General features: G+C 31.5%; 15 protein-coding genes and 1 riboswitch. Of the genes, 12 read left to right on the top strand and 3 right to left on the bottom strand.

From position 1 onward, the window contains the following. Positions 1-13 precede the first annotated feature (13 nt). From ACJDT4_RS00895 to pdxT, 7 genes are all read left to right on the top strand, one after another. The gene (locus ACJDT4_RS00895) at positions 14-1,441 is read left to right on the top strand and encodes a hypothetical protein (RefSeq protein ID WP_406785641.1); all 1,428 of its coding nucleotides are present in this window, start codon (positions 14-16) and stop codon (positions 1,439-1,441) included. 55 nt (positions 1,442-1,496) lie between these two features. Then, positions 1,497-1,612, top strand: a riboswitch (FMN riboswitch). 196 nt (positions 1,613-1,808) lie between these two features. Then, on the top strand, positions 1,809-2,891 hold the full coding sequence (ribD, locus tag ACJDT4_RS00890; RefSeq protein WP_406785913.1) for a bifunctional diaminohydroxyphosphoribosylaminopyrimidine deaminase/5-amino-6-(5-phosphoribosylamino)uracil reductase RibD: 1,083 nt from the start codon (positions 1,809-1,811) through the stop codon (positions 2,889-2,891). Between the two features lie 4 nt (positions 2,892-2,895). Continuing rightward, positions 2,896-3,537: a riboflavin synthase gene (locus ACJDT4_RS00885; protein ID WP_406785640.1), complete on the top strand. Its 642-nt coding sequence runs from the start codon at positions 2,896-2,898 to the stop codon at positions 3,535-3,537. A gap of 11 nt (positions 3,538-3,548) precedes the next feature. After that, on the top strand, positions 3,549-4,754 hold the full coding sequence (locus tag ACJDT4_RS00880; RefSeq protein WP_406785639.1) for a bifunctional 3,4-dihydroxy-2-butanone-4-phosphate synthase/GTP cyclohydrolase II: 1,206 nt from the start codon (positions 3,549-3,551) through the stop codon (positions 4,752-4,754). Positions 4,755-4,782: 28 nt separating this feature from the next. Continuing rightward, positions 4,783-5,250 (top strand): 6,7-dimethyl-8-ribityllumazine synthase, encoded by a 468-nt coding sequence (gene ribH / locus ACJDT4_RS00875; RefSeq protein WP_406785638.1) that lies wholly within the window; start codon positions 4,783-4,785, stop codon positions 5,248-5,250. 829 nt (positions 5,251-6,079) lie between these two features. Next, complete coding sequence (gene pdxS / locus ACJDT4_RS00870) at positions 6,080-6,949, top strand: pyridoxal 5'-phosphate synthase lyase subunit PdxS (RefSeq protein WP_406785637.1); 870 nt, start codon at positions 6,080-6,082, stop codon at positions 6,947-6,949. Position 6,950: 1 nt separating this feature from the next. Next, on the top strand, positions 6,951-7,514 hold the full coding sequence (gene pdxT, locus ACJDT4_RS00865) for a pyridoxal 5'-phosphate synthase glutaminase subunit PdxT (RefSeq protein ID WP_406785636.1): 564 nt from the start codon (positions 6,951-6,953) through the stop codon (positions 7,512-7,514). A gap of 27 nt (positions 7,515-7,541) precedes the next feature. Here the strand turns inward: pdxT and ACJDT4_RS00860 are convergent, their stop codons facing one another. Continuing rightward, entirely contained in the window at positions 7,542-9,575 is a 2,034-nt protein-coding gene (locus tag ACJDT4_RS00860) for a methyl-accepting chemotaxis protein (RefSeq protein WP_406785635.1), read from the bottom strand. Between the two features lie 135 nt (positions 9,576-9,710). Between ACJDT4_RS00860 and ACJDT4_RS00855 the strand changes: the two genes are divergently transcribed. From ACJDT4_RS00855 to ACJDT4_RS00845, 3 genes are all read left to right on the top strand, one after another. Further along, on the top strand, positions 9,711-10,088 hold the full coding sequence (locus ACJDT4_RS00855) for a GntR family transcriptional regulator (RefSeq protein ID WP_406785634.1): 378 nt from the start codon (positions 9,711-9,713) through the stop codon (positions 10,086-10,088). A 36-nt stretch (positions 10,089-10,124) separates the two neighbouring features. After that, a complete protein-coding gene (locus ACJDT4_RS00850) occupies positions 10,125-11,255 on the top strand; it encodes a DUF1648 domain-containing protein (protein ID WP_406785633.1) in 1,131 nt (376 codons plus the stop codon). 650 nt (positions 11,256-11,905) lie between these two features. Continuing rightward, positions 11,906-13,459: a WG repeat-containing protein gene (locus ACJDT4_RS00845; RefSeq protein ID WP_406785632.1), complete on the top strand. Its 1,554-nt coding sequence runs from the start codon at positions 11,906-11,908 to the stop codon at positions 13,457-13,459. Positions 13,460-13,656: 197 nt separating this feature from the next. Here the strand turns inward: ACJDT4_RS00845 and ACJDT4_RS00840 are convergent, their stop codons facing one another. Next, positions 13,657-15,333, bottom strand: coding sequence for an acyl-CoA dehydratase activase (locus ACJDT4_RS00840; protein ID WP_406785631.1), 1,677 nt, complete (start codon positions 15,331-15,333; stop codon positions 13,657-13,659). Then, a complete protein-coding gene (locus tag ACJDT4_RS00835; RefSeq protein WP_406785630.1) occupies positions 15,330-16,604 on the bottom strand; it encodes a 2-hydroxyacyl-CoA dehydratase subunit D in 1,275 nt (424 codons plus the stop codon). The genes ACJDT4_RS00840 and ACJDT4_RS00835 overlap by 4 nt, the downstream gene beginning before the upstream one ends. A 230-nt stretch (positions 16,605-16,834) precedes the next feature. On the opposite strand from ACJDT4_RS00835, the gene ftsH reads away from it, so the two are divergent. Both ftsH and ACJDT4_RS00825 read left to right on the top strand, forming a co-directional pair. Next, a complete protein-coding gene (gene ftsH / locus ACJDT4_RS00830) occupies positions 16,835-18,691 on the top strand; it encodes an ATP-dependent zinc metalloprotease FtsH (protein ID WP_406785629.1) in 1,857 nt (618 codons plus the stop codon). Continuing rightward, positions 18,655-20,832, top strand: coding sequence for a HelD family protein (locus tag ACJDT4_RS00825; protein WP_406785628.1), 2,178 nt, complete (start codon positions 18,655-18,657; stop codon positions 20,830-20,832). Before ftsH ends, ACJDT4_RS00825 begins: the two co-directional genes overlap by 37 nt. Positions 20,833-20,843 lie beyond the last annotated feature (11 nt).

Here is a 20,843-nt window from a genome sequence, read left to right as displayed (position 1 = left end):
AAAGGTGATGATTTTGAAAAAGATTAATTCTATAATTTTTATTTTTGTAATTATTATAGCCTTTATTCTTTACAAGAATATGAATTTATACTTTAATGTTAGAATTGCACCTACTAGGAATACAAAGGTACCATTATATGGTGTGTGGACAGTCTCTAAGTTCCAGATAGCAGGGCAAACAGATTTAACAGATGAAAAAATTAAAGCTTTTATAGGTGAAAAGGCTACTTTTACTAATGTTGAAGCCAAATTTAACAATGATATTTGTAAAAGGCCTAATTATAAAATAAAAATAGTGGATGCAGAAAAATATTTTTTATCTAATTTTAAAATTAAAGCATCTGAAGTTGGAATAAATGAAAAAGATGTAAAGGTTATAACTATTTCTTCTAGAAATTCATTTTATGATGAATATATACAAATTAATGATAATTATATATTAAAAAATTATCAAGGTGTGTTTTTCTTCTTAAAGAAAAATGGAGTCGTTCAAAATAAACAAAAGGAATTTGAATATAGTAAAAATAAGGAAGACTATAAGAGAAAAACAGAAATGCAGAATGGTGTTCTTATGGGACTTAGATGTCAAACTGATAATGGCTATGAATATAAGACGCTTTGGATATACGGCAAAGGACAAAATCAATTTCAATCAAAGGAAATAAATAATCTAATAGTTCCAAGAAAAAATGGATTTATGGTAATTGGGGTTGATAAGATAAATGAAAATGGCGTTTATGCTAGAGATCAAATTTGGACCGGAACTTTGAATACTGCTACAAATAATATAGTAAGGACAATACACAAACCTCAACAAAATGATATTGATTATAAAATAAATTTTGTTGGGAATGAGTATATATCATTGGAGAGTAATGATTTAAAATCAAACAGCGATGGTAAATATGTAGCAAAATCTTATCTTTCGGTGTTGCCACTAGATAATATTTATGGCAATAGTATTGCTTTTTCAAAGATAATAGGGCCTAATAGTGACGGCTTATTAAGCAAGAATGCAGAGGAATATCTAGGAAAGATTGGTAAGCCCAATTATAAGCTTGATAAGGATGAACTTGAAACTAATTGGGGAATTATAAGGTACAAGGGAAAATGGATATTAAGAGGAAGAGTTGCAAATGAAAATTTTAGTGTAAATGTAGAAACTCCTAAAATATTAACTACTTATGATAATCTACTTATTCCATTTAAAAATATTCAGGATAAGTTTCCAGGTGCTTTGGATGCATATACATCCTTAAATAATAATTTTATGCTTGTAGTAGAAAGCAACGATATTAAAATAGTAAGTATTGACAATGATACAATAGGGAAAGTTCAAAAAATTATACCTATTGATGAAAAGGCTCAAGTGGTTATGTCTCAATGGGCAACGGGAACATATGTTGACAAGTGGAATAAAAATTTTCAAGATATAAAGTAGCAATATATTGACATAATTACATTATAATGATAGACTGAAAATAAATTAAATAGAGGTTATCCTTCAGGGTTGGGTGAAATTCCCGATCGGCGGTAAAGCCCGCAAGCCATTTTGGCAGATCCGGTTAAATTCCGGGGCCGACAGTTAAAGTCTGGATGAAAGAAGGAAAGTATGTGTTTTTGTCACGTATTTTTTTGGATTTAAGTCCCTGAAAGATGATTTTAGGGACTTTTTTGTGCGCACAAATCATAGTCCGGTTGAAGTGAAAACATATTTAAGGTATTTAGATGAGCAAGCTGAAAGGTTTTATTTTAAAGTTCCAAGATTGCTTATCTTTAGGAAGGTGATTTATATTAACGATTTTTTTATGAAAAGAGCACTTAAACTTGCTGAAAATGGAAGAGGTCATGTAAATCCAAATCCAATGGTTGGAGCAGTTATACTAAAGAATGGTGAAATAGTTGGAGAAGGATACCATGAATATTTTGGAGGAAATCATGCAGAAGTGAATGCATTAAAAATGGCAGGAGAGAAATCAGCTGGTGCAGATATATATGTTACTTTGGAACCTTGTTCACATTTTGGAAAGACACCTCCCTGTGCTCTTGCATTAGTTAAAGCAGGGGTAAAGAGAGTAATAATTGCTATGAAGGATCCTAACCCATTAGTTAGTGGAAAAGGAATTGAAATACTTAAGCAAAATGGAATAGAAGTTATAAGTGGTGTCTTGGAGAAAGAGGCTCTAAAATTAAACGAAATATTTGTTAAGTTTATAACAACTAGAAGACCTTATGTAATTATGAAAACAGCAGCAACACTGGATGGTAAGATATCAACAGTTACAGGTGAATCAAAGTGGATAAGTTCAGAGGCATCTAGAAAATGTGTGCATTATTTAAGAAATAGTGTTATGGGTATAATGGTTGGAATAGGAACTATTATTGCAGATGACCCTCTGCTTACAACAAGATTAGAAGGGGAAGAGTGTAAAAGCCCAATAGCTATAATTCTAGATTCAAAGCTTAAAATGCCCTTAAATTCTAGAATATTAGAAACCTTAAAGGATAGAAAAATTATTATTGGAGTAACAGAAAAGGCTAATAAGGATAAGATAAAGCAATTAGAGAGCATGGGAGTTTTAATAATTAAAACACCTTTAAAGGACGAAAAGGTTGATTTAGGTTATTTTATGAATAGGCTTGGAGAACTCAATATAGATAGCATTTTACTTGAGGGTGGAAGTACTTTGAATTTTTCTTGTATTAGAGAAAAGATTGTAGATAAAGTTATGTGTTTTATATCTCCTATAATGCTTGGCGGTGAAAAGGCTAAAACTACCGTCGGCGGTGAGGGAATAAAATCCTTAGATCAAGCTGTAAGAATATCTGATATAAAATTAACAAACATAGAGCAGGATATTTTAATAGAAGGTTATATAAAGGAGGAGTGAGCATTTGTTTACAGGTTTAATAGAAGAAATTGGAGAAGTTAAAGCGGTTAGAGAAGGAGCTCGCTCAATAAAACTAGGAATCAAGGCTTCTAAGATAATGAAAAGTATAACTCTTGGAGATAGCGTTTGCGTTAATGGAGTATGTCTTACTATTACATCTATAGAAAACGGTGAATTCGATGTAATGCCAGAGACAAAGAAAGTTACTAGCCTAAAGAATTTAAAAATAGGAAGTAGAGTTAATCTTGAAAGAGCAATGGCCCTAGGAAATAGATTTGGAGGGCATATAGTAACAGGTCATGTAGATGGCGTAGGTGTTATTCATAAAATTAGAAGAGATGATATAGCAGTTGAATTTATAGTTAAGGTAGATGCTGAACTTGCAAGTGAACTAATTTATAAGGGATCTGTAGCTGTGGATGGTGTAAGCTTGACCTGTGGAGAGATTGGAGCGGATTACTTTAAATTTTATTTAATACCACATACTCAAGAAAAAACTACTTTAACAGAAAAAAAAGAAGGAGAGCTTCTAAATATAGAGTGCGATATTATAGGCAAGTATGTTCAAAATTTTATGAATATACAGAGTATTGGTAAAAAAAGTGTGATTACGGAAAACTTTTTAAAACAAAATGGGTTTATGTAGGAGGTATAAAAATGGATTTTAAATTTAATTCTATAGAAGAAGCAATTGAGGATATAAGATCAGGAAAAATGATTATAGTTGTTGATGATGAGGATAGAGAAAATGAAGGTGACCTTGTAATGGCGGGAGAAAAGGTTACTGGAGAAGCACTAAATTTTATTGCAAAATATGCAAGAGGTTTAATATGCACACCTATGGATAAAGCGTCAATTGATAGACTGAGTATAGGTCAAATGGTTGAGAAAAACACCGAATATTTTGGAACAGCATTTGGAGTAACTGTAGATGCAGTTGGAACGACAACAGGAATTTCTGCTTTTGAAAGGGCATATACGGTTAACAAGCTTGCAGATGAAAATTCAAAGCCAGAAGATTTTTTAAGACCTGGACATACATTTCCACTACGCGCAAGAAAAAATGGCGTGTTAGATAGGAATGGGCATACTGAAGCTACAGTAGATATTGTTAAGCTTGCTGGTTTTAAAACAGGGGTTGGAGTATGCTGTGAAATCATGAATGAAGATGGTCATATGGCGAGACTTCCACAGCTCATTGAATTTTCCAGAGAACATAATATTAAAATTATAACTGTAGAAAAGCTTATTGAATATAGAAAAAGGACAGAATGCTTTGTAAAAAGGGAAGCAGAAGCTAAGCTTCCAACTAAGTATGGTGAATTTAAGGTTGTAGGCTATAAAAATACTGTAAATGGAAAAGAAAATTTAGCAATAATAAAGGGAGAGGTTTCTGACGGAGATGACGTTTTGGTTAGAATACATTCAAAATGTCTAACTGGAGATGTACTGGGGTCTTTAAAATGTGATTGTGGAAATCAATTAGCTAAAGCACTTAAAACAATTGAACAAGCTGGTAGAGGAGTAGTGCTGTACATGGATCAAGAAGGAAGAGATATAGGTTTATTAAACAAGCTTAAAGCCTATTCGCTTCAAGAAAAAGGAATGGATACTGTGGAAGCAAATTTGGCCCTCGGTTTTCCAGCAGATATGAGGGATTATGGAAGTGCCGCTGAAATGCTTAGAGATCTTGGTATAAGAAAAGTCAAATTAATTACAAACAATCCTAAAAAAATAGAGGGATTGGCCAAATATGGAATTGACGTTGTAGAAAGGGTGCCTATCAATACGGAACATTTCAAGGAAAATAAATTCTATCTTAAAACTAAAAAAGAGAAAATGGGACATTTATTAGAAATCTAAAAATAAATATTAAAGGAGATTAAGAATTATGAAAATATATGAAGGAAAACTTATAAGTGAAGATTTAAAATTTGGTATAGTGGCTGGTAGATTCAATGAATTTATAGTGTCAAAGCTTATATCAGGTGCTTTGGATGCATTAAAAAGGCATGGTTGCAAAGAGGAAAATATTGAAATGGCATGGGTTCCAGGAGCTTTTGAAATTCCATTAGTGGCTCAAAAAATGGCTGCTTCTAAAAAATATGATGCTGTAATATGCCTAGGTGCTGTTATAAGAGGAGCAACTCCACATTTTGATTTTGTAGCAGCTGAAGCATCAAAAGGTGTGGCTCAGGCCTCTCTTAAAACAGAATGTCCTGTTATATTTGGCGTGCTTACAACTGATAGTATAGAGCAAGCAGTTGAGAGAGCAGGCACAAAATCAGGTAATAAAGGCTTTGATGCTGCTGTTACAGCAATTGAAATGGCAAATTTACTAAAAGAGATGGCGAAGTAACAATGCTTCGTCGCGTTAAAAAAATCCTGTAAATCCAAGGTTCAAAAATGATAAAATCCTAAGATATTTCAATAACTCGCTGAAAGGATGCTCAGACAATTGAAATATCTAAGTATTTTATCATTTTTGAACCAAGATTTATTAGGATTTTTTTAAATCGTTCCTTCAGCATTGTTACTTCGCCTCCCACGGTGGTGCAAGGAAAAAATTCCTCCGTGCCTACGGAATTTTGGGTGGGAAATTTTATGTAGTAAGAATTTTTATAATTGATTATTCAAAAGTATTATTAATTTTCATTAGTTCATTATTTATGTTGTAAAATCTCGTTCATATTGTCTAGCTATAATTGTACCCATACATTTTTAAAAAGTAAGCGCTATATGTATAATTGCATTATAGCGCTTATTTTTTATTGAGGTATCTTAATATAAAATTTATATATAGATAGACAACTTGGAATATTAAAATTAGCTGAATTCTATTTTGGAACATGTTGGTTATATGAACATATATCAGTTGACAATGGACAATTGACAGGTGACAGTTAAGGTTGACTTTCTTTCGTTTTACTATAGAAAGTCTTAAACTTAATGCTGACGCCAATTTTTAAAAATTGCCTATTTTTCTCGCTTAGCAAAGCTAAGCATCATTAGTTATAATTAAAGATTTATCTGAGAGAAGCGAAAGATAAACCATCATTAACTGTCAATTGTCCTCTGTCCATTGTCAACTGATTAGCGTCCAAAATATTACTTGTAAAGTTTTAACATCAGCTATTTTAAACTTTCAGCTTGTTTATCTATATTAAGATGGAGAGTGATTTGTTTTTATGGAGAGACTTGAATTAAACAAAAATTTAGCTCAGATGTTAAAGGGCGGAGTAATAATGGATGTAGTTAATAAGGAACAAGCTATAATTGCAGAAAAAGCTGGTGCCTGTGCTGTTATGGCATTAGAAAGAGTTCCATCTGACATTAGAAAAAATGGTGGAGTTGCTAGAATGTCAGATCCTAAAATGATAAAGGAAATAAAAGAAGCAGTAACTATACCAGTTATGGCAAAGGTTAGAATTGGTCATTTTGTTGAAGCTCAAATACTGCAGGAATTAGGAATAGATTTTATAGATGAGAGTGAAGTACTTACTCCTGCTGATGATGCATATCACATCAATAAACATGATTTTAAAGTTCCATTTGTATGTGGAGCTAGAAATTTAGGGGAAGCACTTAGAAGAATTGGTGAAGGTGCAGCCATGATAAGGACGAAAGGTGAGGCTGGAACTGGAAATGTAGTTGAAGCAGTAAAACATATGAGAACGGTTATGGAGCAAATGAGAAAAATAAAGAATTCCTCAGAGCAAGAACTCATGACATTTTCAAAGGAACTTGAAGCACCATATGATTTAGTGCAGTATGTATGGAAGAATGGCAAGCTTCCAGTTGTAAATTTTGCGGCTGGCGGAATAGCAACTCCAGCCGATGCAGCTTTAATGATGCAGTTAGGTTCCGAAGGAGTTTTTGTTGGCTCTGGAATATTTAAATCACAGAATCCAGAGAAGAGAGCGAAAGCTATAGTTTTAGCTACCACTTACTATAATGATCCTAAAGTACTGGAAGAAGTCTCGGAGAATTTAGGTGAGCCAATGTCTGGAATTGATATAAGTGATATAAAAGACAGATATGCAGAAAGAGGCTGGTAAAATGAAAATTGGTGTACTAGCGTTTCAAGGTGGGATAGAGGAGCATATTCACCATATAGAAGCCTTAAATTGTTCAGCAATTAGGGTGAAAAAGGTTTTAGATTTATCTGAAATAGATGGTCTTATAATTCCCGGGGGAGAAAGTACTACTATGGGTAAATTCTTAGATTTTTCGAAGCTACTTGAGCCACTAAAGACTAAAATATCAGAAGGAATGCCAGTATGGGGAACATGTGCAGGAATGATACTTCTTGCAAAGGATATAGAAGGTTTGGAAAAAAGTTATTTAAATGCCATTGATATAACAGTCAGAAGAAATGCCTACGGCAGTCAAATTGATAGCTTTAGAGAGGAAGTTATAATTCCAAAGGTTTCAAATAAAAAGCTTCCACTAGTGTTTATAAGAGCTCCTTTTGTTACACGTTTAGGTAAAGAGGTTAAGAATTTATGCGAGATAAAAAATAATGTAGTAGCTGCTGAATACAAGAATATTCTTGTGACTTCTTTCCATCCTGAACTTACAGATAATCTCGATTTTCATAAATATTTTTTATCTATGTTATAATGCGAAGTATTGTTACTTCGCATTTTTTTATAGTTTAAATTTTTCTATTATTTCATTTAACTTGTTGGCATTTTCCTTGTTCTCTTCGGCAGATTTTGAAATATCTTTAAGCCTTTGAGTTATTGAAGTATTCTTTTCTGAAATATTTGATAAGCCATAAGCACCATCACTAGCAGTTTTGGCTACATTGTTTATAGCTGAAGATATTCCAGTAATTGAAGCATTCAGCTCTTCAGAAATCGCACTAAAATCTAGCATAAGGCTGTTAACAGTGTCTGCATCATTATCATATTGCTTTGCGGTTTGTATAAAATCTTCATAATTTTTAAGTACATCCTTATCAATAAAATTAAGGAGCTTTTGAGAGTGTTCACTGAGATTATTTACAGAGTTAACAACTAAAGTTACAATGCTCTCTATTTTTTTCGTAGTTTCAGAAGACTCTTCTGCAAGCTTTCTTACTTCATCTGCTACTACCGCAAATCCTTTTCCAGCTTCGCCAGCCCTAGCAGCTTCTATGGCAGCATTCAATGAAAGTAAATTAGTTTGCTCAGTAATTTCTAAAATAGATTTTGTTAATTCATTAATCTTGTAAACAGAAGAAGAATCATTTATTGCTTGCTCAAGATTTTTTCTTACATTTTCATAAAGGTTTTTAGTATTTGTATTGGAACTAATGGATACGTTCATTAAATTGTTTGCACGTTTTGATATATTTGCTGCCTCAAGTGAACCATCATTTGCCTTAACAGCCATTGAATTAATAGCATCCTTAATTTCAGTGGAAGAAGCAGATACTTCTTCAGAAGATGCAGCGGTTTCCTCCATACCAGCTGAAAGAGTTTCAGTTTCTGCTCCAGTTTCCTCAGCAAAGCCTTTTAATTCAAAGGATAGCTTGTTTACTAATTCTGCATTTGAATTTAAAGCTGCTGATGTGTTTTTTAAAAGCATTACCACATCCTTCAATACCTTTCTCATATTCCATATTGAATTTGCTATATCGCCAACTTCGTTATTAAGTTTCATTAAGTGGTCATAGTTAGAATCATGATCGAGTTCAAGCTTGGAGGTTTTGTTCACTAAGTCCTTTAATTTTGATATAGGATTAGTAATAGTTTTAGATAAAATGACTCCAATAATTGCAGCAAGGATTGTAACTATTAAAGCAATGACGAATATTATAAAAATTAGCTTAGATATAGATTTTGTAACATCGTTTTTGTCAACGGAAATCACTATTGTCCAATGGGTACTTGGAATTTCACCATAGTAGGAGAGCTTTTTCGTACCATTAAAATTGTATTCTATTGAAGCAGGTTTTATGGTATTACCCTTTTTTATTGAAGCAACAACATTTTTAATAACATCATTTTCAACAGGTTTACCAATTTTCGATTGAGTAGGGTGATAGATCATATTTCCCTTTTCATCAACTAAATAAGCATAGCTTGTATTTAAATCTGGTAGTTTCATATTTTTTAAATATTTTGAAAAACTTTTTGCATATAATCCAGAAGCTATAAAACCAAGTGTTTGTCCGTTATATTTAATTGGACTTGCAAATACCACTACTTGGGCTTTCGAATCCTTTGAAATTAAAGTTTCGCTTACAGCATCGTTCCCGGCAAGGGCATTCTTACAATAGGTTCTATCAGAAATATTTTTACCTAGAGTATTTACTGAACTGTCAGAATAAATTACTGAATTTAAATCTACTATAAAAGTATGTTCAATATAATTAGAATTGTCTATATAAGCCTTTAAATTTTTATTACTTTCTGCTACTAGGTTTTTAAAATCTTCTGATTTTCCATCATTTTGCCTTTTTAATGCAAGCTCAATTACAGCTTTACTTTGTGCAAGTTTTTGTATTTCGGTTTTTTCTTTTTCTATCATGACTTGAATTGTATTACTTCCACTATTCTCTGTTAAATACATTTCAGAATTAATCTGATTTATCATTATATTATTTGTTTCATAATAAGTAAATAATGAAGTTATCATCATTGAGGATACTATGAGTAGTATTATTACGGTAGGGATTTTCTTAGTAAGTTTCATTGGAAACACCTCCACTTTATTCTATATTATATATATCGTAAATAAGTTTGATGGAATTATATAATTACGATATAATAATTTAAGAATTGAAAAATATTTATGCAAGAGTTTAGACAGTGGAAGAAGGTGGTTTTTTTGCTGATAAAAATAGATTTTGAATCTGAAACACCAATATATGAACAATTAAAGCGTCAAATAGTTAAAGGAATAGCCAAAGGTGAACTTAAAAAAGGGGAAAGCCTTCCTTCTGTTAGGCAAATGGGAGAGGACATAGGTATAAATCTTCATACTGTAAATAAAACCTACAATATATTAAAGCAGGAGGGATATCTTAATATAGACAGGAGAATAGGAGCAGTAGTAAGTGAGGATATGCCTAAAAATAGTGGAGAATTTAATGAACAGCTTAAGGAGGAATTAGAGTACGTTATAGCTGATTGCAGTTGTAGAGGAATAGGGAAAAGTGAATTTTTAGATTTATGTAAGAAAATTTATGATGCGTATAATTCTTAAATTTTTTATACTTTACATAAGTAGAGGTGAATTTATATGAATGATAGAATAGTGTTAAGTTTAATATCTGCATTGACTATGATTATTTCTGTTGCAGTACAGGTAGTTTCATTAAATGCTTCTAAAAAAGATATATTTTTAGGAATTAGGATACCGGAAAGTGAAAGAAATAGCAGCGAATTAAAAAGCATAGGGAAGAAGTACATAGCTGCAAATTTGACTATTGGTATTCCAGTGATTGTTGTGTTTTCGGTGCTTATATATAAGATTGCTTATTTGTGGCTATTTATGGTACTGATATTTGCTTTTATGTTTGTTGATTTTTTAGTTTATTATAGATACAATAGAATGGTTTCTAAGCTTAAAAATGAAAAAAAATGGCTTAAAACTAAGAGACAAGTTGTTGTTATAGATACTAATTTTAGTAAAGAAAATCAAAATAAAATTATGCCATCAGCTTGGTGGTTTTCAATATCATTTCTTATAGTAGCTGCCTGTGCAATTATAAATATCATTAATTATTCTAAGCTGCCATATAGATTCCCTACACATTGGGGACTTGATGGCAAGCCTAACGGGTATTCCACTAAATCTTATATCAATGTGCTTATATTTCCATTAATGCAATTGCTTATGACTGTTATTATGATTTTCTCGTATAAATCTATTGGATGGAGTAAAAAAGAAATAAATCCTAGGAACCCAGAGGAATCAAAAATAAGAAGTATTAAGTTTAGAAAGATATGGGGTATATATATTATATTTATTAATTATATAATGCAGATTATTTTTCTAATTGAGGATTTACAAACTATGCAGATTATTAAGTTAGATACAAAAATAATTTTGCCGTTTATAATAATTGCTATAGTTGTTGGAGTCACAGTTGTATCTGTAACTATTTCAATTAAAGTTGGACAAGGTGGAAGTAAGCTAAAGGTTGATATAGAAAATAAAGCTCAAGATGTTGATATTAGAGATGATGATAGATTCTGGAAGTTTGGAAATACAATATATTATAATAAAGAGGATCCATCGGTTTTTGTTGAAAAAAGATTTGGTGTAGGATGGACTGTAAATGCGGGAAGTACTTTAGGCAAGATATTTTATATAGTTATGATTTTAATTTTGATTTGTTCTGTAGTTCCTTTATTTTTTGTGAAATAATAATATGGTAGAAAATTTTAAAATTTTCTACCATATTTGTTTAGAACTTAAAGCCATCTTATTACGACTTATATATATAATTACACACTTAAATAAACCTTTTGATTTTTTTATTATAAGCATCTCACCACATATATAAATTTTCATTCGATTTAATAACATACCTTAAAAACTATATTAATATCTCAATTAATATAATCTTTAGCTTAAAATGGTATAAAACTATTTATAAGCCTGCGGAACACTAGTAAATCTTCGCTTGACTATCATATATCTTTTAAAACCTTATAAAGTTTAATTCAATATAAAGCCCTATGAAAACACATAATAATCGTCCATTGACACAAATAAAACCTCTCACCTAATTATAACTTTACTAAAAAAGTATTAATATATGTGATTGTGATCTTATTTATATCGCAAGTCGAATAATTTCGAACCTTTGAAATAAGATCCTAATCACTCTTCGCTCAACGACTTTAAACCCCTTAACAATAATTAGAATGCCCATATTATTTTTTTATATTCATAAATTAAAAAATTCATTAATAAATATTATTAAGGTGTATTTAAAAATATATCAAACTTAAAATTATGCATAATGTTCTTAAAACGAGTTGTGAGTTAATTTTTTGTAGGAGATGAAGAGTATGGCTATTAGATTGGAAATCGATAAACTCGAAAGCATGCTTAAAAGAGATCCTTTTGAGAATTATGATGAATATGGTAAAAGAGTACTAGATATAAAGCCAATGCCAATCGGAAGGGCAATATTAAGTGAGAAGGATTTTGATTCTGAAACCGGGTTTTGCTACATAAAGATTCAATGGTATGGTATTAACTGTGTTGAGAAAATCAGCAGTAACTATTTTTTTTGCATTATAAGTAAGGAAAATGTAAACGGACATATAGATTTTAGTGATAGGTATGATGTGTATGGGTCTTTTATTGCAGTGGGGGATAAAGTATATATAAATGAGCAAAATGTACTAATAGGTATCAATGGATATGATTGCAAGGTATATTGTATGAATTTAAGTAAAAATTTACTTGAAGATGAAAGCCAATTTGGACAAAGAATAAGGAATATGGGTGAGATTCCTATTGGTAAGATTAAATTGAATAAGGATAAATATGATATAAAAACAAATTCAATTATTTTAGAGGTTATGTGGAATATTATAGATGAAGTAACTGTACCTGCGGTGTATGGCATTTTTGCTGTAATAGATAATTCGCTTATAAAAAAATTATATAAAGATAATATAGAATACACCTTGTATGGTAAGTTAATGAGCTTAAATAAAAAAATAAAAATCGATATGGGAAGTATGAATATTAAAATTAATGACAGTGAAATAAAGATATATGCAATTACTATTAATAAAAATGATTTTTATGATGAAAATAGCTTTAAAGAAAATTTGCTTAAATTAAATTGCACCAGTGCTGGAACCGCAAAGCTAAATCCAGTTAATTATGATTGTGAAAAGCGTATATTAAATTTTGATGTTGCTTGGAAAAAATGGACAACAAGTTTTGTATCAAATTTATGTTCATTTTTTATAGAGCTTTCTAAAGAAGAAGCAAGAAAACTATTTATGGGTGGAAATGAGTATAATATTTATATAAATTTTAAAGTTGATGAAAGCAGCATTACAATAGGAAAAATAATTATGGTAAATTTTTATAACGATATAGAGGTTAAATTTAGGGTTAAGGATGAAGAAGTAAATATGCAGGAGATGATAGAGGCTGCTATAGGTGATGAAAAATGCGAAAAGCTTAGCCTAATGCGATATATAAATGAAAAGGGTAAGTATGGATATATGGATAGTGTAGAAAGAAGGATTGTAATAGAACCTAAATTTGATTATATAGGAATTTTTAATGATGAAGTTGCAAGGGTAAATGTAGGAGATAATTGGGGATTTATTAATCAAAATGGTGAGATGATAATAGAACCTAAATTTGAGCTTGTTAGAGACTTTCATGAGGGAGTTGCCGCTTTTATGATTAAAAAATTTGGAATAAAAAAGTGGGGATATATAAATAAAGAAGGAAAAATTATAATAAAACCTATATATGATGAGGCAGGAGATTTTAATAATGGAATTGCAAAGGTAAGAATGAAAAAAATATTTGGAGAAAGCAAAGAGCTAATTATTGATTTTAGGGGAGAAACTACATCAATTGATAATTAATAAGAAACTTAAATTAATGCACAGTTCACAATGTATGAACTGTGCATTGGTAATTGGATATGCAAAGTATATTAATGCACCAATAGCTGTGAGAACACCTGGTATTACTGACTGGGATTTATTCATATAATAATATTCTTTAATATAAGTATACATATTTTTAGTAATTATTTAATAGTCTAAAAAATTTTAAATAATTACTCTTCTTCAAGTGCAATAAGCGCTGCACCTATTGCTCCAACTATTTGGGGTTCCTCTGGTATAAATATTTTGCTTTGAAGTTTTTCTTCAAGGCACTTTACAACACCTACATTTTTCGCAACTCCGCCAGTCATCATGTAACCTTCTTCTTTTCCAACTCTATTTACAAGAGCAGCAGTTTTAGTTGAAACTGCCTTGTTGAGACCATGAATTATGTCTGGTATTTCTTTGTTTTGAGCAATTAGCGATACTACTTCAGATTCTGCAAATACACTGCACATACTTGTAATATCTATATCTTCCTTCCAGTCTAAAGATTTTTCACCCATTTCGTTTAAAGGAACTTCAAGGCTGCGGCTCATCATTTCAAGAAAGCGTCCGGTTCCAGCAGCGCACTTGTCGTTCATAGCAAAATCAATTACATTTCCTTTATTATCGAGTTTTATTGCTTTACTATCCTGGCCACCTATATCGATTATAGTTCTTACGGAATTGTTTAAAAAGTATGCAGCCTTTCCGTGACAGGTGATTTCTGTTACTTCCTCATCAGCAAAGGGGATACTTACACGTCCATAACCTGTTGAAATTATTTTTGTAAGTTTATCTCTAGTTAAATTTAATTTTTCAAGAGCTTCTTTCATTGCTGCCTCTGCACCATTTTGGCTTTTAGCTCCAGTTCTTGCTATAGAAGAGGAAAGAATTTCTCTGTTTTTGTTCATTATTACTACATTTGTTGAGGTTGAGCCGCTGTCTATTCCAGCTACTAAAATATCTGCATTGGTTGAGTTAGAACTATTTTTTTTGATTTTTTCTGAGTTGTTGTTTTTGGTTTTTAACGTTTCTACAAAAGCCTCTATTCTTGTTTTCATTTGACCATTACCCTTCTCTGTGTAATCTGTTTCTATTTTAAGCATTGGAATTGAGATAGAATCCTTTAGCTTTGCATATTCAAAGGAATAGGCATCACAAAATTTTGTAGTGTGATAAATTATACCATCAATGTTTCCTAAGTTTTCATTTAGTACATTAATTCTATCGTCATTTTCAACCATTCTCATGCATGGAAAAGAGTTTAATAAAAATGCTGAGTAACTTAAAAGGTAATCTTCATTTTTATTAAGTTTAGTGGTTCTTGAAAAATCACCCGTACAGGTAAAATTAAAATTTACACCAGCACCTGCATCTGTAATTTGTTTTATGGTTGAATCCTTTATTCTGGAACCCATAATTGCAAGGTTTATGTTTGAATTGTTCTCTATTTTAGGTTCAGAACATGAATTAACAAGGTTTATAAATTTATCATCATCAAATTTACTTCCTGTATACTCCTCCATTGCCTCTATAAAGTTTGTAATTTGTTTTTTCATCATTAAATCTGAGGCTTTATTTCTTTTTCTGGGAACATCTATTAGGTAAACAAATTTAAATCTTTCATCAGTTTTTAAAACATCATAAAGTCTTTTTATGCTGTCACAGCAATTTACCAAGACTAAATTATAGATATTTGAATTTATACATTCTTCAAGTACAGCCTTGGCATAGGTGCATATATTAGGATGCATCAAAGTTTCAGCTTTATCAAAGCCGCGTACATTTGGATCGATTTTTACGGCTTTTTCTCCAAAAGCTTCCATGATGTGAAAAGGGGTGTACTTACAAACGTAACCAATCATTTTGCTACCTCCGATTTGCTTTCAAGTATTTCCATGAAGGCTTCTAGTCTTGTTTTTATTTGACCTTCATGAGCATTTCTTTTATCAACTGCATCGCCGTCAATTGAAAGATAAGGTATATTTTTTTCTTTTAAAGCCTTTTTTAACAGCATAGTGCCGCCACTGCATTCCTTGCAGCCAAAGGAACATAGATTTATGACTCCATTTGCGTTAAAATCCTCTGCCATTTTTGTGACATTGTCTATTTTTCTCTGGAAAGGACCGTTGAGCCTATTTAAAAGAAGTTTTTTTGCAACGGCTTCGTAAGGATGATTAAAGTCTAAGTCATCCATATTATCAAAGTTATAATCACAGGCTAGGATTTGATAATCGGGGTTAAGATTAAAATAATTCTTTAAAGTTGGACTGTAAAATGGCATTACATGGCTCCACAAAATTCTTTTACCTGTGTAAGCTGGGGATTTTTCTATGTCGCTTGCCTGCATTTTATAAAAATCAAGAACGTCTTTTTTGCCAAGCCCTGAATGGGAAGCAAATAATCTGTACATTTCTAAAGTAAGAGTGTTTGGAAAGTATTTATTTTTAAGACCTTCATAAAATTTTCGCATATAAATTTTGGTTTCATTTTCAATTTTAATTACTTCTCTGAATTTTTCCTCGTCAAACTTTTTAGAGGTTGCATCTTCTATAAATTTAACTATTTCATGAAGCTGTTCTACTACGTATCTTTCTGTGTCTTCATTATCCTCATATGGGATGTCTAGATAGTAATAAGGAATTTTATATTTATTAGAAATAAATCTAACGGTGTTTAAATTTCCATCACATATCATAGAAGAAGTTAAAGCAAATTTTGTTTTTGGAACCACACCCGCTTCTACAGCACCCACGAAGGCTTTGTGATAGCTGCAGAGAGTATCTGATATTCCAGATTTTTCTGCATAGTCTATAAAAGCATCCTCACACTCGATACCTGAAAGAAAGGATGAAAAACCTTCCATTAAAAATGGATTTATATTAAAGGCATGAAGTATTTCTGTAGGTGCAAATATTGTTACAAAGGCAGAATCATCTGGATGCTTAATAGGATTAAGTATAAAATTTAGGCAAAGTTTATTTAAGTAGTTAAGGGATGGGGGTAAGTTTTTGTCCTTTAAATAAGATACTAAAAATTTTTCTAAGGAAAATCCTGTTTTTAAAAGGTTTAAAGCTTTAGATGGGTTATCAATATTTTGTTTTATGTATTTTCCATATGATTTAACTAAATTCATTTTTATATCCCTTTCAATCGTTTTATTTACAAGAATAATTTTACAATTATAAATTGCTAATGTCAAAATTGAAATTGTTTGCCTATGAATAGTAGTAAAATATGTATGAATACATTATAATAAAACTCTAGGATTCATTGGGTTGATATTTTAATTAATTTTTAAAGTTTATTAATAAATTTTACTCTATTTTATGGTATTATAAATAATACAATGGGAGGTAAAAAATCGTGTTTGATAATAAAGATTTTAAAGATAAAAAACTAAAGTATGCAATATTTTATTCTTTAGGGGTTATGGTATTTGTTTTAATCATTAATTATGCATCTGCTGCAATAAGGACTCAAGAAATTACTTATAATAAATTTCTAGATTTACTAGGAAGCAAAAAAATTAGTCAAGTAGAAGTATCAGATGATAAGATTGTTATAATACCTAAGGCTGGAACTGGTTTCAATAAAAAGATTTTATATACTGGAAGGATATATGATCCGGATTTAAAGGATGAACTTAAAAAGTCTGGAGCAGAAATAAAGGCTATACTAAAAAATAATGATCCTATTAAAAGCTTTTTATTTACATATGTGTTTCCTATGGGACTTTTACTTATAGTTGGTAAGTTTGTTTTTGATATGCTTGATAAAAAGCTTGGAAATGGTGTAATGTCCTTTGGAAAAAACAATGCAAAGCTTTATGCAGAAAATGAGACAGGAAAGACATTTGCAGATGTGGCAGGACAGGAAGAGGCAAAGGAATCTCTTGTTGAAATTGTAGATTTTCTTCACAATCCTGATAAATATACAGAAATAGGTGCAAAACTTCCTAAGGGAGCACTTTTAGTAGGACCTCCGGGAACAGGAAAAACTCTTCTTGCAAAGGCAGTTGCTGGAGAAGCACATGTACCCTTCTTTTCTATGTCAGGCTCTGATTTTGTTGAAATGTTCGTAGGTATGGGAGCTGCAAGGGTAAGAGATTTGTTTCAGCAGGCTCAAGAGAAGGCTCCTTGTATAATATTTATAGATGAAATTGATGCTATAGGAAAAAGTAGAGAAACTGGACTTGGTGGTTCAAATGATGAAAGAGAACAAACCTTGAATCAACTTCTTGCTGAGATGGATGGCTTTGATTCTTCTAAAGGTGTTGTAATTTTAGCAGCTACAAATAGACCAGAGGTACTTGACAAAGCTCTTTTAAGACCAGGAAGATTTGACAGGCGTGTAATTGTTGATAGACCAGATTTAAAGGGTAGGGAAGCTATACTTAAGGTACACTCAAAGGACGTTAAAATGTCAGAAGAAATATCACTTGAGTCTGTAGCTAAGGCAACTCCAGGAGCAGTAGGAGCAGACCTTGCAAATATAGTAAATGAAGCAGCACTTTTGGCAGTTAAACAAGGAAGAAAAGAAGTAGAGCAAAATGATTTAGAAGAGGCAGTTGAGGTTATAATAGCAGGTAAGGAGAAAAAAGATAGAATATTATCTGACGAAGAAAAGAAGATTGTGTCTTATCATGAGGTGGGGCATGCCCTTATAGCAGCACTTTTAAAGCATACAGACCCTGTTCACAAAATTACAATTGTGCCAAGGACTATGGGAGCACTTGGATATACCATGCAGCTTCCAGAAGAAGAGAAATACCTTGTTACTAAAGAGGAAATGCTTGATCAAATAGCTGTTATGCTTGGTGGAAGGTCAGCAGAGGAAATTGTTTTTAATGCAATTTCTACAGGAGCATCTAATGATATAGAAAGGGCTACAAAGACAGCCAGAAATATGGTGACTATGTATGGAATGACAGATAAATTTGATATGATGGCACTTGAAGACCAAAACAATAGATATCTTGATGGGAGACCAATGCAAAATTGTAGTGATGCTACAGCAGCGGCAGCAGATGAAGAAGTACTTAGAATTATTAAAGATGCGCATAATAATTCTAAAAGAATTCTTACAGAAAATAGAGAACTATTAAATAAGCTTGCTGAAATATTGCTTGAAAAAGAAACCCTTATGGGGGATGAATTTATGCAAGTTGTAAAGGAGAGTTCCGCATGGAAAGAGAAGGAAGAAGAGATATTAACACAATAGTTAAAGACAAGGAGAAGGAGCAGGAATTCCTTGAAGAAGCTGATAAATTAAAAGGTGTAATAGAAATTATAAATAGGGAAATTCTAAATTATGTTAAAAAAAGAAAAGATGTATCAAAATATATAGTTGAAGCAAGAAAGAAAAACATAGAGCAGTTCGAAGATGATGAGGATAAAATAATAGAGTATTTTGATCATGAAAGGTATGTGAAAGAGGAAACTTTTAGAATAATAGATAAAAGGTTAAAGGAGTTCACGGTGCTTTTATCTTCCCCTTATTTTGGAAGAGTTGATTTTAACGACGAGGAATATGGAGAAGATAGAATATATATAGGTAGGTTTGGAATTACTGTTGAGGGAAGCTTTGCACCGCTTATAGTAGACTGGAGGGCTCCTGTTGCGTCACTTTTTTATACTGCATCTCTTGGCTCAGCTAAATATGCTTCACCAGAGGGTGATGTAGCTGTTGATATCTTAAAGAAAAGACAGTATGTTATAAAAAAAGGGGACTTAAAAGGACTTTTTGATTCAGAAGTCGATGTTAAGGACGACATACTTCAAATGGTTTTAAGTGAGAATTCCGGAAGCAAGCTTCGTGATATAGTTATGACAATACAAGCTGAGCAGGACAAAATAATAAGACAGCCGAGAAATAAAATTGTAGTGGTAAATGGTACAGCTGGAAGTGGTAAAACAACCATAGCACTTCATAGAGTGGCATACCTTTTATATAACTATAGAAAAGTACTTCAGGATAAGGTTTTGATTTTAGGACCAAATCAAATTTTTATGGAGTACATAAAAGAGGTTTTACCTACTCTTGGTGAAGAGGGGATAAGTCAAGAAACCTTTGTTGATTTTGCTCTAGATATGCTTGATTTGGATACTGGAGATATAATGAGTACTAAAAATTATATGGAATTTATACTTAGTGGCAATAAGGAATTTATAGAGCAAACAAGGCATAAGTTGTCTGATGACTATATAAAGGAATTGGATCAAATATTAAAAGCTTTAAATTCTAGGTATGAAAAGGGCATGAGTTCAGTAAACTACTATGATAAAGAGGTTATATCCGAAGCTGAAATAAAGGAACTTTTTAACAAGTATTACAAGGATATGCCTTTATATAGAAGGAATAAAAAAATAAAGAGAATAATTTTTGCAAAGCTTAAAGATGCCAGAGATGAAAGGGTAAGAGCTATAGAAAAAGAGTATAAAGAGCTTATCAAAAGTAGTACGGAAGAAGAACTTAAATTAAATAGAAATCAGATGGCGTATAAAAGAAAACTAAAAATAAGAGAAGCTGTAGAAATGGTTATGAAGATAAAAAAAGAGCTCACCTTCCTTAATAAAGAAGATGTACTTGAAGTTTATAAAACCATTAATGGTGAAAAGATGTATACTGTGGATGATTTAGCACCTCTTCTTTATTTGAGAATTAAGCTTGAAGGCATCAAAATGAAAAGAGAAATAAAACATGTTGTAATTGACGAGGCACAGGACTACAGCAAGCTTCAATTTATAGTTATAAAAGAAATTACAAAGTGCCTTGGCATGACTGTTGTTGGTGATTCTAATCAGAGACTTATACCATTAGCTTCGGATAAGGTTCCTATGGAAGAACTTCTTCAAGTATTTAATGAAATGGAGGGTGAATTATTTAAGCTTAATAAAAGTTACAGGTCTACAGCTGAAATAATGAAATATGCCAATAAATTCTTAAATAATGAAGGTATAGTACCACTTGTAAGAAAAGGCGAAAAGGTTGAGAAAATAGCAGTAGAAAGCGATGAAAAGTTTGCTTCAATTGTAGAAGAACAGATAATAAATATGAAGAACAGCGGGCTTGAAACCATAGGTATAATATGCAGAAATATAGATGAAACAAAGCACTTTGGAAATGTACTTAAAAATGTTCAATATGTAAAGGTAATAGATAGAGAAAACTTAATTTACTCCGGCGGAGAAGTAGTAATTCCATCATACCTTGCTAAGGGGTTAGAGTTCGATGGAGTAATTATGGTTAATACAGGAAAATACGATGAGGAAGATAAAGTATCATATGTAATGGCTACAAGAGCACTTCATAAGTTATGTGATGTTTACATTAATTATAGTTGGGATGAAATTATGAGTTAATATGGGGATGG

Source organism: Clostridium neuense (assembly GCF_045310695.1).
Classification (GTDB): domain Bacteria; phylum Bacillota; class Clostridia; order Clostridiales; family Clostridiaceae; genus Clostridium_S; species Clostridium_S neuense.
The sequence above is the reverse complement of the archived record's forward strand: the minus strand, read 5'-3'. Positions and strand labels throughout refer to the sequence as shown.

Excerpts from the sequence above, each read along its gene's own strand:
- ribD (WP_406785913.1), top strand. The coding sequence starts at position 1,809 with ATGAAAAGAGCACTTAAACTTGCTGAAAATGGAAGAGGTCATGTAAAT.
- ACJDT4_RS00880 (WP_406785639.1), top strand. The coding sequence starts at position 3,549 with ATGGATTTTAAATTTAATTCTATAGAAGAAGCAATTGAGGATATAAGA.
- ribH (WP_406785638.1), top strand. The coding sequence starts at position 4,783 with ATGAAAATATATGAAGGAAAACTTATAAGTGAAGATTTAAAATTTGGT.
- pdxS (WP_406785637.1), top strand. The coding sequence starts at position 6,080 with ATGGAGAGACTTGAATTAAACAAAAATTTAGCTCAGATGTTAAAGGGC.
- pdxT (WP_406785636.1), top strand. The coding sequence starts at position 6,951 with ATGAAAATTGGTGTACTAGCGTTTCAAGGTGGGATAGAGGAGCATATT.
- ACJDT4_RS00860 (WP_406785635.1), bottom strand. The coding sequence starts at position 9,575 with ATGAAACTTACTAAGAAAATCCCTACCGTAATAATACTACTCATAGTA.
- ACJDT4_RS00850 (WP_406785633.1), top strand. The coding sequence starts at position 10,125 with ATGAATGATAGAATAGTGTTAAGTTTAATATCTGCATTGACTATGATT.
- ACJDT4_RS00845 (WP_406785632.1), top strand. The coding sequence starts at position 11,906 with ATGGCTATTAGATTGGAAATCGATAAACTCGAAAGCATGCTTAAAAGA.
- ACJDT4_RS00840 (WP_406785631.1), bottom strand. The coding sequence starts at position 15,333 with ATGATTGGTTACGTTTGTAAGTACACCCCTTTTCACATCATGGAAGCT.
- ACJDT4_RS00835 (WP_406785630.1), bottom strand. The coding sequence starts at position 16,604 with ATGAATTTAGTTAAATCATATGGAAAATACATAAAACAAAATATTGAT.
- ACJDT4_RS00825 (WP_406785628.1), top strand. The coding sequence starts at position 18,655 with ATGGAAAGAGAAGGAAGAAGAGATATTAACACAATAGTTAAAGACAAG.